The 14195-nt window shown below is 68.0% G+C and carries 12 protein-coding genes; 6 read left to right on the forward strand and 6 right to left on the reverse strand.

Annotated features, from left to right (window positions below):
* Nucleotides 1-92: 92 nt before the first annotated feature.
* The 5 genes from rpsB to LKD76_RS10530 all read left to right on the forward strand — a co-directional run bounded on the left by rpsB (nucleotide 93) and on the right by LKD76_RS10530 (nucleotide 4679).
* The gene (gene rpsB / locus LKD76_RS10510) at nucleotides 93-959 is read left to right on the forward strand and encodes a 30S ribosomal protein S2 (RefSeq protein WP_227980842.1); all 867 of its coding nucleotides are present in this window, start codon (nucleotides 93-95) and stop codon (nucleotides 957-959) included.
* A gap of 124 nt (nucleotides 960-1083) precedes the next feature.
* A complete protein-coding gene (gene tsf / locus LKD76_RS10515) occupies nucleotides 1084-1908 on the forward strand; it encodes a translation elongation factor Ts (protein ID WP_227980843.1) in 825 nt (274 codons plus the stop codon).
* A 422-nt stretch (nucleotides 1909-2330) separates the two neighbouring features.
* Complete coding sequence (gene pyrH / locus LKD76_RS10520) at nucleotides 2331-3065, forward strand: UMP kinase (protein WP_227980844.1); 735 nt, start codon at nucleotides 2331-2333, stop codon at nucleotides 3063-3065.
* Between the two features lie 65 nt (nucleotides 3066-3130).
* Nucleotides 3131-3688 carry a ribosome recycling factor gene (gene frr, locus LKD76_RS10525; protein ID WP_227980845.1) on the forward strand — a complete coding sequence of 186 codons (558 nt, stop codon included), beginning with the start codon at nucleotides 3131-3133 and terminating at the stop codon, nucleotides 3686-3688.
* 103 nt (nucleotides 3689-3791) lie between these two features.
* A complete protein-coding gene (locus LKD76_RS10530) occupies nucleotides 3792-4679 on the forward strand; it encodes a phosphatidate cytidylyltransferase (RefSeq protein ID WP_227985189.1) in 888 nt (295 codons plus the stop codon).
* On the opposite strand, the gene LKD76_RS10535 is transcribed toward LKD76_RS10530, so the two are convergent.
* On the reverse strand, nucleotides 4676-5023 hold the full coding sequence (locus LKD76_RS10535) for a LapA family protein (protein ID WP_227980846.1): 348 nt from the start codon (nucleotides 5021-5023) through the stop codon (nucleotides 4676-4678). The two genes, LKD76_RS10530 and LKD76_RS10535, sit on opposite strands and share 4 nt — an antisense overlap.
* 145 nt (nucleotides 5024-5168) lie before the next feature.
* On the opposite strand from LKD76_RS10535, the gene rlmN reads away from it, so the two are divergent.
* Complete coding sequence (gene rlmN, locus LKD76_RS10540; protein WP_227980847.1) at nucleotides 5169-6281, forward strand: dual-specificity RNA methyltransferase RlmN; 1113 nt, start codon at nucleotides 5169-5171, stop codon at nucleotides 6279-6281.
* Nucleotides 6282-6310: 29 nt separating this feature from the next.
* Here rlmN and LKD76_RS10545 read toward each other — a convergent pair whose 3' ends face one another.
* From LKD76_RS10545 to LKD76_RS10565, 5 genes are all read right to left on the reverse strand, one after another.
* Complete coding sequence (locus tag LKD76_RS10545) at nucleotides 6311-7648, reverse strand: MFS transporter (RefSeq protein ID WP_227980848.1); 1338 nt, start codon at nucleotides 7646-7648, stop codon at nucleotides 6311-6313.
* A gap of 108 nt (nucleotides 7649-7756) precedes the next feature.
* Nucleotides 7757-8992, reverse strand: a complete 1236-nt coding sequence (efeB, locus tag LKD76_RS10550; protein WP_227980849.1) for an iron uptake transporter deferrochelatase/peroxidase subunit — start codon at nucleotides 8990-8992, stop codon at nucleotides 7757-7759.
* Between the two features lie 37 nt (nucleotides 8993-9029).
* Complete coding sequence (gene efeU / locus LKD76_RS10555) at nucleotides 9030-11156, reverse strand: iron uptake transporter permease EfeU (protein ID WP_227980850.1); 2127 nt, start codon at nucleotides 11154-11156, stop codon at nucleotides 9030-9032.
* Between the two features lie 100 nt (nucleotides 11157-11256).
* Complete coding sequence (gene ispG, locus LKD76_RS10560) at nucleotides 11257-12384, reverse strand: flavodoxin-dependent (E)-4-hydroxy-3-methylbut-2-enyl-diphosphate synthase (RefSeq protein ID WP_227980851.1); 1128 nt, start codon at nucleotides 12382-12384, stop codon at nucleotides 11257-11259.
* Nucleotides 12381-14174 carry a 1-deoxy-D-xylulose-5-phosphate synthase gene (locus LKD76_RS10565; RefSeq protein ID WP_227980852.1) on the reverse strand — a complete coding sequence of 598 codons (1794 nt, stop codon included), beginning with the start codon at nucleotides 14172-14174 and terminating at the stop codon, nucleotides 12381-12383. The genes ispG and LKD76_RS10565 overlap by 4 nt, the downstream gene beginning before the upstream one ends.
* Between the last annotated feature and the right edge of the window lie 21 nt (nucleotides 14175-14195).

Here is a 14195-nt window from a genome sequence, read left to right on the forward strand (position 1 = left end):
CTTTCCGGTGGGTCCGGCGGCCACGGACGCCAGGGCAGAGATCGACCCTCGATTTCTGCGTCAACCGGCATATGAAAGGCGGATACGCGGCTATGGCTGTCGTAACCATGAAGCAGCTGCTCGACAGCGGCGCACACTTCGGTCACCAGACCCGGCGGTGGAACCCGAAGATGAAGCGGTTCATCTTCACCGACCGCAACGGCATCTACATCATCGACCTGCAGCAGACGCTGACCTACATCGACAAGGCCTACGAGTTCGTCAAGGAGACCGTCGCCCACGGTGGCACCGTCCTCTTCGTCGGCACCAAGAAGCAGGCCCAGGAGTCGATCGCGGCCGAGGCGACTCGCGTCGGGATGCCCTACGTCAACCAGCGCTGGCTGGGTGGCATGCTCACCAACTTCTCCACCGTGCACAAGCGGCTGCAGCGCCTGAAGGAACTCGAGGCGATGGAGCAGACCGGTGGCTTCGAGGGCCGCACCAAGAAGGAAATCTTGATGCTGACCCGCGAGAAGAACAAGCTCGAGCGCACGCTCGGCGGTATCCGGGACATGGCCAAGGTTCCCTCGGCCATCTGGGTCGTCGACACCAACAAGGAGCACATCGCTGTCGGCGAGGCTCGCAAGCTGAACATCCCGGTCATCGCGATCCTGGACACCAACTGCGACCCCGACCTGGTCGACTACCCGATCCCGGGTAACGACGACGCGATCCGCTCGGCTGCCCTGCTCACCAAGGTCGTCGCCTCCGCGGTCGCCGAGGGTGTGCAGGCGCGTGCCGCCCGCGCCACCGGCGATGTGAAGCCGGAAGCCGGCGCCGGTGAGCCGCTCGCGGAGTGGGAGCAGGAGCTGCTGGCTCAGGCGACCCCGGCCGCCGAGAGCGGCGAGGCCGCTCCGGAGACCGCGGCCGAGGCGGAGCTGAAGGAAGAGCCGGCCACCAAGACCCCGGCCGACTTCTGATCCACGGCGGTCTCCGACCGCGATTTCCTGTTCACCTTGCCGGCCCTTCCTGTTCGGAAGCGGTCGGCAAGGTGGTGCTAGAGACCTGACACACTTTCGCAAATTTTCGAGGAGGCTCGCCACGATGGCGAACTACACCGCCCAGGATGTGAAGCGGCTCCGCGAGCTCACCGGCTCCGGAATGATGGACTGCAAGAAGGCTTTGGAAGAGACTTCGGGCGATTTCGATAAAGCCGTCGAGGTCCTGCGGATCAAGGGCGCCAAGGATGTCGGCAAGCGTGCCGAGCGCGCCACCGCCGAGGGCCTGGTCGCCGCGCAGAGCGGCGTGATGATCGAGCTCAACTCCGAGACCGACTTCGTCGCCAAGAACGACGAGTTCCAGAACACCGCCGGTGACATCGTCGATGCCGCCGCCAAGGTGCGCCCGGCCGATCTCGAGGCGCTCAAGGCCGTCGACGTCAACGGCAAGACCGCCGACCAGGTGGTACAGGAGCTGGCCGCCAAGATCGGTGAGAAGCTCGAGCTGCGCCGCGTCGTGTCCTTCGAGGGCCCGGTCGCGACCTACCTGCACAAGCGGTCCTCGGACCTGCCGCCGGCCGTCGGCGTCCTGGTCGAGTACCAGGGCGAAGGCGATGCCGCCGCCGAGGTCGCGCGTGCCGCCGCCATGCAGATCGCCGCGCTGAAGGCCAAGTACGTCACCCGCGACGAGGTCCCGGCCGATCTGGTCGAGAAGGAGCGCGGCATCGCCGAGGCCACCGCCCGCGAGGAGGGCAAGCCGGAGGCCGCGCTGCCGAAGATCGTCGAGGGCCGGGTCAACGGCTTCTACAAGGATGTCGTCCTGCTGGAGCAGTCGTCGGTCACCGACAGCAAGAAGACCGTCAAGCAGCTGCTGGACGAGGCCGGTGTCACCATCACCCGCTTCGCCCGCTTCGAGGTCGGTCAGGCCTGATTCGCCCGACAAGGCCCCCGGTGCGACGAATCTCGTTGCGCCGGGGGTCTTTTGGTGTGGTTGCGCCGGGTCCGCGCGTGCTGTGTACGGGGCCCGGGGCAGTCGCCGCTCGCGTGACGTCCCCGCTCGCCAGGACGGGAATCGCGGGTAACCGGCCGACGAGCGGCGTACTGCCGCCGAACGCGGCCTCGGTACCGCCGGTGGGGATCGGCTCGTGACACCCGCCGCTTATGCGTTCCGGCCGAGGAAACGCCTGGCTGTGCGCCGCGGGTGACGGGGTGAATTCGAGGGTCGGCTCACCACCGAGTCCGCCGGTGGTGCAGGATGGACTGAGCGTGTTACCGTCCCGCGCGAACAATGCCGCCCCGGGATGGTGTTTTCCCGTGCGTACGCTCGCTCGACAGCCGACGACTAGGAGACCGATGACGGACCCGGATACGGCGCCCGACCGCAAGGGCTTTCGCCGAGTACTCCTCAAATTGGGTGGGGAGATGTTCGGTGGTGGCGAGGTCGGGCTCGACCCGGATGTGGTCCAGACCGTCGCCGAGCAGATCGCCGAGGTCGTCGCGACCGGCGTGCAGGTGGCCGTGGTCATCGGTGGTGGCAATTTCTTCCGCGGCGCCGAACTCGAGGAACGCGGTATGGAGCGGGCCCGCTCCGATTACATGGGTATGCTCGGCACCGTGATGAACAGCCTTGCGCTGCAAGACTTTCTGCAGAAGCAGGGTGTCGACACCCGGGTGCAGACCGCCATCACGATGGGGCAGGTCGCCGAGCCGTATCTGCCGTTGCGCGCGAAGCGGCATCTCGAGAAGGGCCGGGTGGTGATCTTCGGCGCCGGGATGGGCATGCCGTACTTCTCCACGGATACGACCGCGGCGCAGCGCGCCCTCGAGATCGGTGCCGAGGTGGTGCTGATGGCCAAGGCCGTCGACGGTGTCTTCACCGCCGACCCCAAGGTCGACGCGGACGCGGTGATGTTCACCGAGATCACCCACAAGGAAGTGCTCGAACAAGGACTCAAGGTCGCCGACGCCACCGCGTTCAGTCTGTGCATGGACAACCAGATGCCGATGTTGGTGTTCAATTTGTTGACCAAGGGAAATATCGCCCGCGCGGTGGCCGGTGAGAAGATCGGCACACTGGTTCGGTCCTGAATCCGGCGGGGGATCGGTCCTCGCGATTCCGGGCCCCCCGAAACGATGCTGTGGAGGAAACGGTCGTGATTGATGAAGCGCTCTTCGACGCCGAGGAGAAGATGGAGAAGGCTGTCTCGGTGGCGAAGGACGACCTCGGATCCGTCCGGACCGGCCGTGCCAATCCGGGCATGTTCAACCGGGTCGTCGCGGAATACTACGGTTCGCCGACGCCGATCACGCAGATGGCCAGCATCACCGTGCCGGAGCCGCGCATGGTCGTCATCAAGCCCTACGAGCAGGCGCAGTTGAAGACCATCGAGACCGCGATCCGCAACTCCGACCTGGGTGTCAACCCGACCGACGACGGCAACGTCATCCGGGTGATGGTGCCGCAGCTGACCGAGGAGCGTCGCCGCGAGCTGGTCAAGCAGGCCAAGTCGAAGGGCGAGGACGCCAAGATCGCGATCCGCAATGTGCGGCGCAAGACGATGGACGAGCTGAACCGGATCCAGAAGGACGGGGAGGCCGGTGAGGACGAGGTCGGTCGCGCCGAGAAGGAATTGGACAAGACCACTCAGAAGTACGTTGCCCAGATCGATGAACTGGTCAAGCACAAGGAATCCGAACTGCTCGAGGTGTGAGACTCGAACCCGGCGCGACGAGGCGGCACGGGTACGGGACGGAGTGGACGAATAAGTGAGCGACGGGACAATCGTGGCCGAAGAAGCCGCAGCCGACGAGTCGATGCCGGTGAGCGACCCGGCCGGTGCAACACCGGCTTCCGACCCGCCCTCGGTGCCGCCGAGCGGTAAGTCCTCCCGCGCGGGCCGCAATTTACCGGCGGCGCTGGCAGTCGGTGTCGGCCTCGGAGCGTCGCTGATCGCGATCCTGCTGTTCGTCCCGAAGGTCCTCATCGGGGTCATCGCGGTCGCCATGGCCATCGCCACCTGGGAGGTCGCCAAGCGCCTGCGCGAAGCCGATGTCCTGGTGCCCCGGATTCCGCTGCTCGTCGGCGGGCAGGCGATGATCTGGCTGGCCTGGCCGTGCGGCCCCCAGGGCGCGGTCGGCGCATTCGCGGCGACCGCGCTGGGGTGTATGGCGTGGCGGCTGTTCGATCACGGCTTGTCGGCCACCCCGCGGAACTTCCTGCGCGACACCGCGATCACCATATTCGTGGTGTCGTGGATTCCGCTGCTGGCGTCGTTCGCGGTGTTGATGCTGCAGCAGGACAACGGCAATTTGCGCGTGCTGACCTTCATGATTCTGGTGGTCTGCTCCGACGTCGGCGGATATGTCGCGGGCGTGCTGTTCGGCCGTCATCCGATGGTGCCCGCGATCAGTCCGAAGAAGTCCTGGGAGGGCTTCGCCGGTTCGCTGGTGTTCTGCATCATCGGCGGTCTGCTGACGGTGACACTGCTGCTGCAGGCCAATTCGATGATCGGCGTTCTGCTCGGTATCGCGGTGGTGCTGGTCGCGACCGGCGGCGACCTGATCGAATCCCAGATCAAGCGGGAACTGGGCATCAAGGATATGGGGACCCTGCTGCCCGGCCACGGCGGCATCATGGACCGGCTCGATTCGATGCTGCCCTCGGCGTTCGTGTCCTGGCTGATCCTGACCGCGCTGCTCTAGCGACGCTTGGCGACCCGGCGCAGTTGCAGGATGCGCCAGCCCCCGGCCAGCGCCATCACCAGTGCCCCGGCGATCACCGACAGCAGCAGGGTGACGCCCAGCGGCATGTTGAATTCCCAGAAGAACACGTGGATGCGCACCTGATCCAGATTCTGCAGGATGAAGATCAACAGCAGAATTCCGATCACCGCCGCGGCGACCAGTGCCACCCAGGTGTAGCCGGCGCGGGTCTTGAGCGCGCGATTGCGGCGTGCGGGCGCGGTCGAGGGCGGGGCATCGACACGGGGGGGATCGGTATGCGGTACCGGGTCCGGTCCGTGGCTGGGTACTGCGTCGCTGGTCATAATTCGATCATTCCTGATCGCTATGACGGATGCACGCAATTCGATGTCCGGGATGTACCGTGCCCCGGTTCGCGCGGTCCGCGCTCGATGACCTTCGCCACCCCGTGGCCGTTTCGACGTGCGCGGATGCGACACTGGAAGGGTTATGACCACCACCTCCCTGCCGCTCGTATTCGATGCCCCGCGCCGTGGTATGCCGCCGCGGCACCTCGCCGACCTCGACGCCGCGCAGCGCCGGCAGGCGGTGGAGGAGCTGGGGCTGCCCAAGTTCCGGGCCGACCAGATCGCGCGCCAGTACTACGGGCGCCTGCAAGCCGACCCGCGGCAGATGACCGATCTCCCCGAACCGATGCGGGACAAGGTCGCCGAGGCATTGTTTCCGCCGCTGCTGAGCGAGGTGCGGCAGGTGGTCTGCGATGAGGGCACAACCCGCAAGACGCTGTGGCGCGCGGGCGACGGCACACTGCTCGAAAGCGTGCTCATGCGCTATTCGGACCGCAATACGCTGTGCATCTCCAGCCAGGCCGGATGCGGTATGGCGTGCCCGTTCTGCGCGACCGGGCAGGGCGGACTGAACCGCAACCTCTCCACCGCCGAGATCGTCGACCAGGTGCGCGCGGCCGCCGCGGCGCTGCGCGACGGCGAGGTCGCGGGAGGCGTGGGACGACTGTCGAACATCGTGTTCATGGGCATGGGCGAGCCGCTGGCGAACTACAAGCGCGTCGTGAACGCGGTGCGGCGGATCACCGCACCGGCACCCGACGGTCTGGGCATCTCGCAGCGCAATGTGGTGGTGTCGACCGTCGGCCTGGCCCCGGCGATCCGGAAGCTGGCTGATGAGGGCCTGTCGGTGACATTGGCTGTCTCACTGCACACTCCGGACGACGAGCTGCGGGATACGCTGGTGCCGGTCAACAATCGCTGGCCCGTATCCGAAGTCCTCGATGCCGCACGGTATTACGCCGATAAGACCGGCCGGCGCGTCTCCGTGGAGTACGCGCTGATCCGAGATATCAACGATCAGCCGTGGCGAGCCGACCTGCTGGGCTCGAAACTGCACAAGGCCCTCGGCTCGCGGGTGCACGTGAATCTGATCCCCCTGAATCCGACTCCTGGCTCGAAGTGGGATGCCTCGCCGAAACCTGTCGAGCGGGAATTCGTCCGGCGGGTGGAGGCGCAGGGTGTGCCGTGCACGGTGCGCGATACCCGGGGGCAGGAGATCGCCGCGGCGTGCGGCCAGTTGGCGGCCGAAGGCTGATCGCGGACGTCCGGTCGTCGACCGGGCGGTCAATTCCGTTCGGGTAGGCGATGTGTCGGTACATCGGTGCGTGACGGCGCGGCGCGCAGCGCGAGGGCGCCCACACCGGCGAGGACCATGTAGACGCCCACCACCCAGAGCCCGGCGCGCTGGGTTCCGGTGAGGTCCGCGAGCCACCCGGTGATGTACGGGCCCGCGAAACCGCTGATATTGCCGAGCGAATTGATCAGGGCGATCCCGCCCGCCGCGGCCGCTCCGGACAGGAAGGTGCTCGGCAGGGCCCAGAAGGTGGGCAGGGCGGCGAGCACGCCCACGGCGCATACGGTGACCGCGGACATGGCCGCGAACGGATTGCCCAGGTACAGCGCGATCGGAATGGCGAGGCCGCCGAGTACGGCGGGCAGGGCGACATGCCGGCGGCGTTCGCCGGTACGGTCGCCGTGGCGGCCCCACCACACCATGACGATCGCGCCGATCACGTAGGGAACAGCGGTGATCAGTCCGCGCTGTATCACCGAATAGTGGGCGCCGTACTGCTGCTGGAATCCGGCCACGATGGTGGGCAGGAAGAAGCCGAGCGCGTAGAGACCGTAGACGATGCCGGCGTAGATGGCGGCGAGTCCGAGAATGCGGGGGTGAGTGAGGGATCGGCGGACCGACCAGTGCTCGGTTCGCTCCACCGACTGCCGCTCCTCGGCGAGTTCGGTTGCCAGCCAAGCCCTTTCCTCGGTCGACAACCAGCGGGCCCGTTCCGGCCGGTCGGTGAGGTAGAACCAGGTCGCGACCGCGAGCAGCAGGGCCGGCAGGCCCTGGACGAGGAACATGAACCGCCAGCCGCTGAGGCCGAGAACACTGTCCCCGTATCGGATGAGCAGGCTCGACAGCGTGGATCCGAGCGCGGTGGACAGCGGCACCGCGGTCATGAACAACGCGACGATGCGAGCACGGTACCGCTGGGGGAACCAGTAGGTCAGATACAGCAGGATACCCGGGAAGAATCCGGCTTCGGCCACACCGAGCAGGAAGCGCAGCACGATCAGCGACGTGCCGTCGGGCACGAAGGCCATGGCGGTGGCGATGACGCCCCAGGTGAGCATGATGCGCGCGATCCAGCGCCGGGCGCCGAACCGGTGCAGTGCCAGATTGCTCGGCACCTCCAGCACCAGATAGCCGAAGAAGAAGATGCCCGAGGCGAATCCGAACATCGTCTCCGACATGCCGAGATCGGACTTCATTCCGCTGGGGCCTGCGAACCCCACGTTCACCCGGTCCAGATAATTGACGAAATACAGCAGGCACAGGAACGGCACCAGCCGAATCGTCACCTTGCGGACTGTCGTGGTGGCGATGTCGGGCGAGTTGAGCACTCGCGTACTCTCCGTATTCCGGCGCGGGGAGTCAAGTTCGCCTCTCGCACGGCCTCGGCCGCTGGGGTACGGCCGCGGACTGCCGCGCGCCTGCCGCCCCGGCGCGGGTCAGCCGAGGATTTGTCGCAGGTACCAGTCCTTGTCGTCGCGGACGCCCGGCAGCGCGAAGAAGTAGCCGCCGCCGAAGGGCTGGACGTAGTCGGTGAGGGGTTCGTTGATCAGCCGGGTCTGGATGGCCTCGAACTGGCGGGCGACGTCCTGCTGGAAGCAGGTGAAGATGTGGCCCGAGGCCATGTTGCCGTTGCGCTCCACGCCGAGGTCGTAGTTGTAGGAGCGGCGGACCAGCTGCTGGCGCGCGGTGTCGGGGGTGCGCGGATTGGCCAGCCGGATATGGGAATCCAGCGGAATGACCGAGCCCTCCGGGTCGGCGGCGTAGTCGGGGGTGTCGAATTCCTGATTGCCGTCGAGCGGGGCGCCGGAGTCGCGGCGGCGCCCGAACATGTTCTCCTGCTCGTTGATCGAGACCCGATCCCAGAATTCGACGAGCATGCGGATCAGCCGGACCACCTGGTAGGTGCCGCCGCGGGTCCATTCCGGTTCGCCGCCGCCGTCGCTCCAGATGAGCGATTCGGCGTCGGCGCCGGTCGGATTCGCCGTTCCGTCCTTGAAGCCCAACAGGTTCCGGCCGGTGCCGGAGGGGCGCGGCGGAGAGTTGTAGCCGTCGATCTTCCAGCGCAGCTGCAATGCGCCGCGGGTCTGGCGGGTGATGTCGCGCAGCGCGTGATGGACCGTGTCGGGATGGTGGGCGCACAGCTGGATCAGCAGATCGCCGTGCATCCAGGCCGGATCCGGGGTGTCGTTGGGGAAGGTCCGCATCGGCGTGAGTTTGGCGGGTTTGGCCGCGGCCAGGCCGAAGCGGCCGTCGAACAGGCTCGCGCCCACTCCGGTGGTGACGGTGAGCCCGTCGGCGATCACCTCCGGCCCGAGCACCGCACTGTCGGACGGCGGCTGACCGAGGCCGAGGTCGGTCGGGGCGCCGCCGGCGGTGAGGAAGCGGGCGCGCGCGGTGAGGGTCTTCATCGCCTCCACCAGTTCCGCGCGGTGGGTGGTGGTGACGTCGAAGGCGGCGAAGCAGGCGGCGTTCTGTTTCGCCGACGGGCCCGGCGTGAGGATGCCGGCCTGATGTTCGCCGTGGAAGGGGTAGCTCGCTTCGGCCTTCGGGGTGCCCACCGTGGCGGCGTCGGCGTCCTGGCGGGCACCCTCGGCGAGAATGCCCGCGGTCAGCGCGGTTCCGGCGGCACCGGCGGCGGCGCCGGAGAGGAAGCGGCGGCGGCTGACGTTCATCGTGAAGCCTTACTGGTCGGTCGGTGATTCGGCATGGTCAGTGGGAGATCGGCACTTCGAGCAACCGTGGCACCGTGGCGAGTTCCTCGAGGGCGGCGCCGAGGCGCGCGTTGACGGCTTGCCGCGCGGCCGGCGGGGTCCGATCCGGCGACTGCCACTGTCCGTGGTTCTGGGTGGCGAGCAGAGCTGCCTGCAACTCGTCGAGGCGGGTGCGCAGGGTGGCGCGCAGTTGCGGCGCCCGCGGATCGATCAGCGGGCCGAGCTGATCGAGGACCGCGCGAGTCACGTCGATGTCGGCGAGCGTCATCGGATACGCCGCGCCCGCGCCCTGGTCGTCGATGCCCGAAATATGGTCGCGCAGAGCGTCTTCCAGGATCTCGTGGGCGCGCAGCGGCAGATTCTTCGGATCGCCGGCGAGGTCGTCGCTGCCGAGATTCTTCCGGATGTCGGCGATATCGCCGCCGAGCCGATCGACCGCAGGCAGCAGTTGATCGGGCCGCTGTCCGTGCCACAGGCCGTATTCCAGCCGGTGCAGACCCGTGAATCCGGGATCGCTGACACCACCGGGCAGGCCGTCGGGCAGACCCGAGACCGCGGTGCCGGCGTCGCCGAAACTGTTGTAGGAGGCGCCGACCCGCTCCCATTCCAGCTGGGCGCTGAGCCAATCCGCTTGTGCGGCAGCGATATTGCCGCCACGCAGATCGTTGCCGATCGCGGTGACGGCGCCGGAGAGCCGGGTCAGCACACCGGCGGCGTAGGCCTGATAGGCGTCGTTGGGGCCGCGCAGATCGTCCTCGGTGACGCGTTTGACGGCCGGCGGGGTGTCGCCCGCCTCGCCACTGACCTGCACCGCCGCCGAAGACGTCACCGGCTTACCGGACATCAGGCATTGCATGGTGTAGGTGCCGCTGCCCAAGGTCGCGGTCAGGTTGGCGGTGGTGGCCGGGCCGATCGTCTCGATCTCGCCGACGACCGCACCGCCGGAGTTCACCAGGTTGATCTCCCCGGCTTTGGACGTCTTGTTCTGGACCTCGAACGTCTGCATCCCGGCCCGCCCGGACTTCCATTCCGAGGCACACGAACTGTCGGTGACCGACACCGCCTGCGCCTTACCGGAGCCGCTCGACGGCAGCAGCGCGATCGCCGCCCCGGCGGCCACGGCGGGAACGACCACCAGCACCGCACCGACCAGCAACGGCCGCGGCCCGGCGATTCGCTCCCACCAGTCGGGCGTCTGCTCGGAGTCGTCGTGCGCCGCGGTCGACGCCGCCAGGGGGGCCGCCGCGGCCGCGGTGCCTGCAGTCGTGGCCGGTGCCGCCTTTGCCGGGGCCTTCGCGGGCGCCTGGCTTCCCGCGCGGATGAACAGCGGGATCACCACGGCCAGGTAGACCACCCAGGCGACAACCTGCAGCACCGTCATGCGCGGCGTGAGCTCGGTGATGCCGGTGATGATCGAGACCCACCACGAATTCGGGTCGATATGGGCCGACAGATCGAAGGCGACCCAGTGTCGTCCGGGCAGGATGTTCGCGTCCTGCAGATCACCGAGACCGTAGGACAGCACACCGGCGGCGATCACGATCAGCGCGAGCGCGGTGCGGTTGAAGAACACGCCGAGGTTGAGTTTCACCGACTGCCGGTACAGCAACCAGCACAGCACCACCGCGGCGGCGAAACCGAGCGCGGCGCCGACCAGCGGTGCGACGGTGGTGCCGGATGCCTTGACCGCGGTCCAGACGAACAGCGTCGATTCCAGGCCCTCGCGTCCGACGGCCATGAAGGCCGTGATGGCCAGCGCGCCCGCCCCGATGGCGGTGGCGCGGGCGACCTCACCGCGAAGCTGACCGGACAGCGACGCGGCGGTGCGCCGCATCCAGAACACCATCGCCGTCACCAGTCCGACCGCGATCACGCTCAGGGTGCCGCCGACGATTTCCTGGCCGGAGTTCGAGAGCACGCTCGTGGAGTAGGTGAGCACGGCCGCGAAGCCGGCCGCCACCGATACCGCGCCGAGCAGGCCGAGCCAGACGGGAGTCGCGGAGACCGGGCGCTGCGGGGTCGACGTCTTGCGCACGGCGGCCAGCAGGATCGTCACCACGAGTCCCGCCTCGAGGCCCTCCCGCAGGCAGATCAGTAGATTCGGTACAGCCTCGGCCCAGCTCACCGTCCAAAGGTAAGGCATACCTATACCACAGGTCCAATCCTGCGTACCTGTAGCGAGTACTCCTTGCCGCAGGTGGGGTGGTATGCGAGGTATGTCGGTATTAGCTCGACTGGCTCTCCGGCGCGTCGTCGATCAGCGTCAGCGCCTCTTCGAGCAACGCCTCCACGATCATCGATTCCGAGACCGTGCGCACCACCTCGCCGCGGACGAAGATCTGGCCCTTGTGATTGCCGGCCGACACCCCGATATCGGCCTCGCGCGATTCCCCGGGGCCGTTGACGATGCAGCCCATCACCGCGACCCGCAGCGGCGCCGGGAAATCGCGGAACGCCTCCTCGACCTTCCTGGTGAGTGCGAAGACGTCGACCTGACAGCGGCCGCAGGTCGGGCAGGACACGATGTCGAGAGTGCGGGGACGCAGCCCGAGACCGGCCAGGATGTGGTGGCCGACCTTCACCTCCTCCACCGGCGGTGCCGACAGCGACACTCGGATGGTGTCACCGATGCCCTCGGCCAGCAGAATGCCGAACGCGCTCGCCGACTTCGCCGTCCCCTGCAGCGACGGTCCCGCCTCGGTCACGCCCAGATGCAGGGGATAGTCACAGCGCTGCGCGAGCAGCCGGTAGGCCTGGATCATCACCAGCGGATCGTTGTGTTTGACCGAGATCTTCAGATCGGTGAAGCCGTGCTCCTCGAACAGTCCCGCCTCCCACAGCGCGGATTCGACCAGTGCGGGCGCGGTGGCGCGGCCACCGTGCCGGTCCAGCACCCGATGGTCGAGGGAGCCGGCATTGACGCCGATGCGGATCGGCACGCCCGCCGCGCCGGCCGCCATGGCGATCTCGCGGACCTTGTCGTCGAATGCGCGGATATTTCCCGGATTGACCCGCACCCCGGCGCATCCGGCGTCGATGGCGGCGAAGACGTAGCGCGGGTTGAAGTGGATATCGGCGATCACCGGAATGGCGGAGCGGGCGGCGATCGTGGGCAGTGCCAGGCAGTCGTCCTGGGTCGGCACCGCGACGCGCACGATATCGCAACCGGCGGAGGTCAATTCGGCGATCTGGCGCAGGGTCGCCTCGACATCGGCGGTGACCGTGGTGGTCATCGACTGCACCGAGATGGGCGCGCCGCCACCGACCGGCACGGAGCCGACATCGATGCGCCGGCTGGGCCGGCGCGATCGCAGGGCCGGGGTCGAGGGCTCGGACAGGAATACGGCGGTCATCGGATCCTCTCGGTCGCGGGGAGCCGATCCATGCAGGCCGCCGCGATACCGGCGCCGGTGAGGCCGTAGTCGGCCAGGATGCGGTCTCGGGAGGCGTGGGGGATGAAGCTGGTGGGCAGACCCAGTGCGTGGACGGTGGAGGGGTTCCCTTTCCGGGCGATCGCTTGGAGCAGATGCGCGCCGATACCGTTGTCGGCGATCCCGTCCTCCACACAGACGGTCAGCCGATGCCGCGCCGCGATCGCGGGCAGTCCCGGATTGATCGGCCACACCCAGCGGGGATCGACGACCGTCGCGCCGAAACCGTTGTCGCTCAACAATTCCGCGGCCCGCAAGCAGGCCGGGGCCATGGCGCCCACGGCCACGAGCAGCACATCGAGCGGACGGTGCGGCCCGCGGTGCAGGATATCCATCCCGTCCATCCGCGCCAGGTGCGCGATATCCGCTCCGGCGGTGGCTTTCGGATAGCGGACGGTGGTCGGCCCGGCCGCCGACACGGCTTCGCGGAGCAGATCGCGCAGCCGTCGCGGATCGCGCGGACAGGCGATGCGCATGCCGGGCACACAGGTCAGCAGGGCCAGATCCCACATCCCGTGATGGCTGGGTCCGTCCGGGCCGGTCACCCCGGCGCGGTCCAGGGCAAGCGTGACCGGCAGTTCGTGCAGTGCGATATCGAGCAGTACCTGGTCGATCGCGCGGTTGAGGAAGGTCGAGTAGACCGCGACCACCGGATGCATACCGGCCGCCGCCAGACCGGCGGCCGACGCGAGTAGATGCTGCTCGGCGATCCCGGAGTCGAAGACGCGTTCCGGAGACCGTCGTGACAGCTCGCCCAGACCGGTGGGCAGCCGCATCGCCGCGGTCAGCGCCACCACCTTCGGGTGCTCGCGGGCGATATCGGCGAGTTCGGACTCCACGATATCGGTCCAGGTGGTCGCCGGTGGCTGACGTGGCGCACCGGTGACGGGATCGATCACACCGCAGGCGTGCATCCGGTCGTCCTCGTCGGTCTCCGCCGGGCCGAAACCACATCCCTTCGTCGTGATCGCGTGCACCACAACCGGTTCGGCCAGCTCCGCGGCCGCGCGCAGGGCCGTGCTGAGCGCGCCGATATCGTGCCCGTCGACCGGCCCGAGATAGCGGAAACCCAAGGTGGCGAACAGGTTACCGGTCTCGGGCGCACCCCGCCGAAGCGCGCTCAAGTGACCGGCCAACGCGCCGACCGTCGGATCGTAGGAGCGCCCGTTGTCGTTGAGCACCACCACGACCGGCCGCCCGGCCGCGCCGAGATTGTTCAGACCTTCCCAGGCGACCCCGCCGGTGAGGGCGCCGTCCCCGATCACCGCGACGACCCGGCGGTCGTGCTCACCGCGCAGCGCGAACGCCTTGGCGATGCCGTCGGCCCAGGCCAGACTGACCGAGGCGTGCGAATTCTCCACCCAGTCGTGCGCGGATTCGCCGCGATTCGGATATCCAGCGATGCCACCGGCCTGGCGCAGGGTGTCGAAGGTGTGCGAGCGCCCGGTGAGCAGTTTGTGGGTGTAGCTCTGATGACCGGTGTCGAAGACGAGAACATCGGCGGGCGAACGGAATACCCGATGCAGCGCGATGGTCAGTTCCACCGTCCCCAGACCGGCGCCCAGATGGCCGCCGGTAGCGGTGACCGTCTCGACCAGGCGATCACGCACTACCCGGGCCAGCGCGGGCAGTTCGGCCTCGGGCCACGCCGCCAGCGCGTCGGGGCCGGTCAGGGCGGCGAGCGGGTCGGGCCCGCGCGGCGAGTGTTTCATGGGGGTGCTCACCTTCCGGGG

The sequence above is a fragment of the Nocardia spumae genome (assembly GCF_020733635.1).
GTDB classification, from domain to species: Bacteria; Actinomycetota; Actinomycetes; order Mycobacteriales; family Mycobacteriaceae; genus Nocardia; species Nocardia spumae.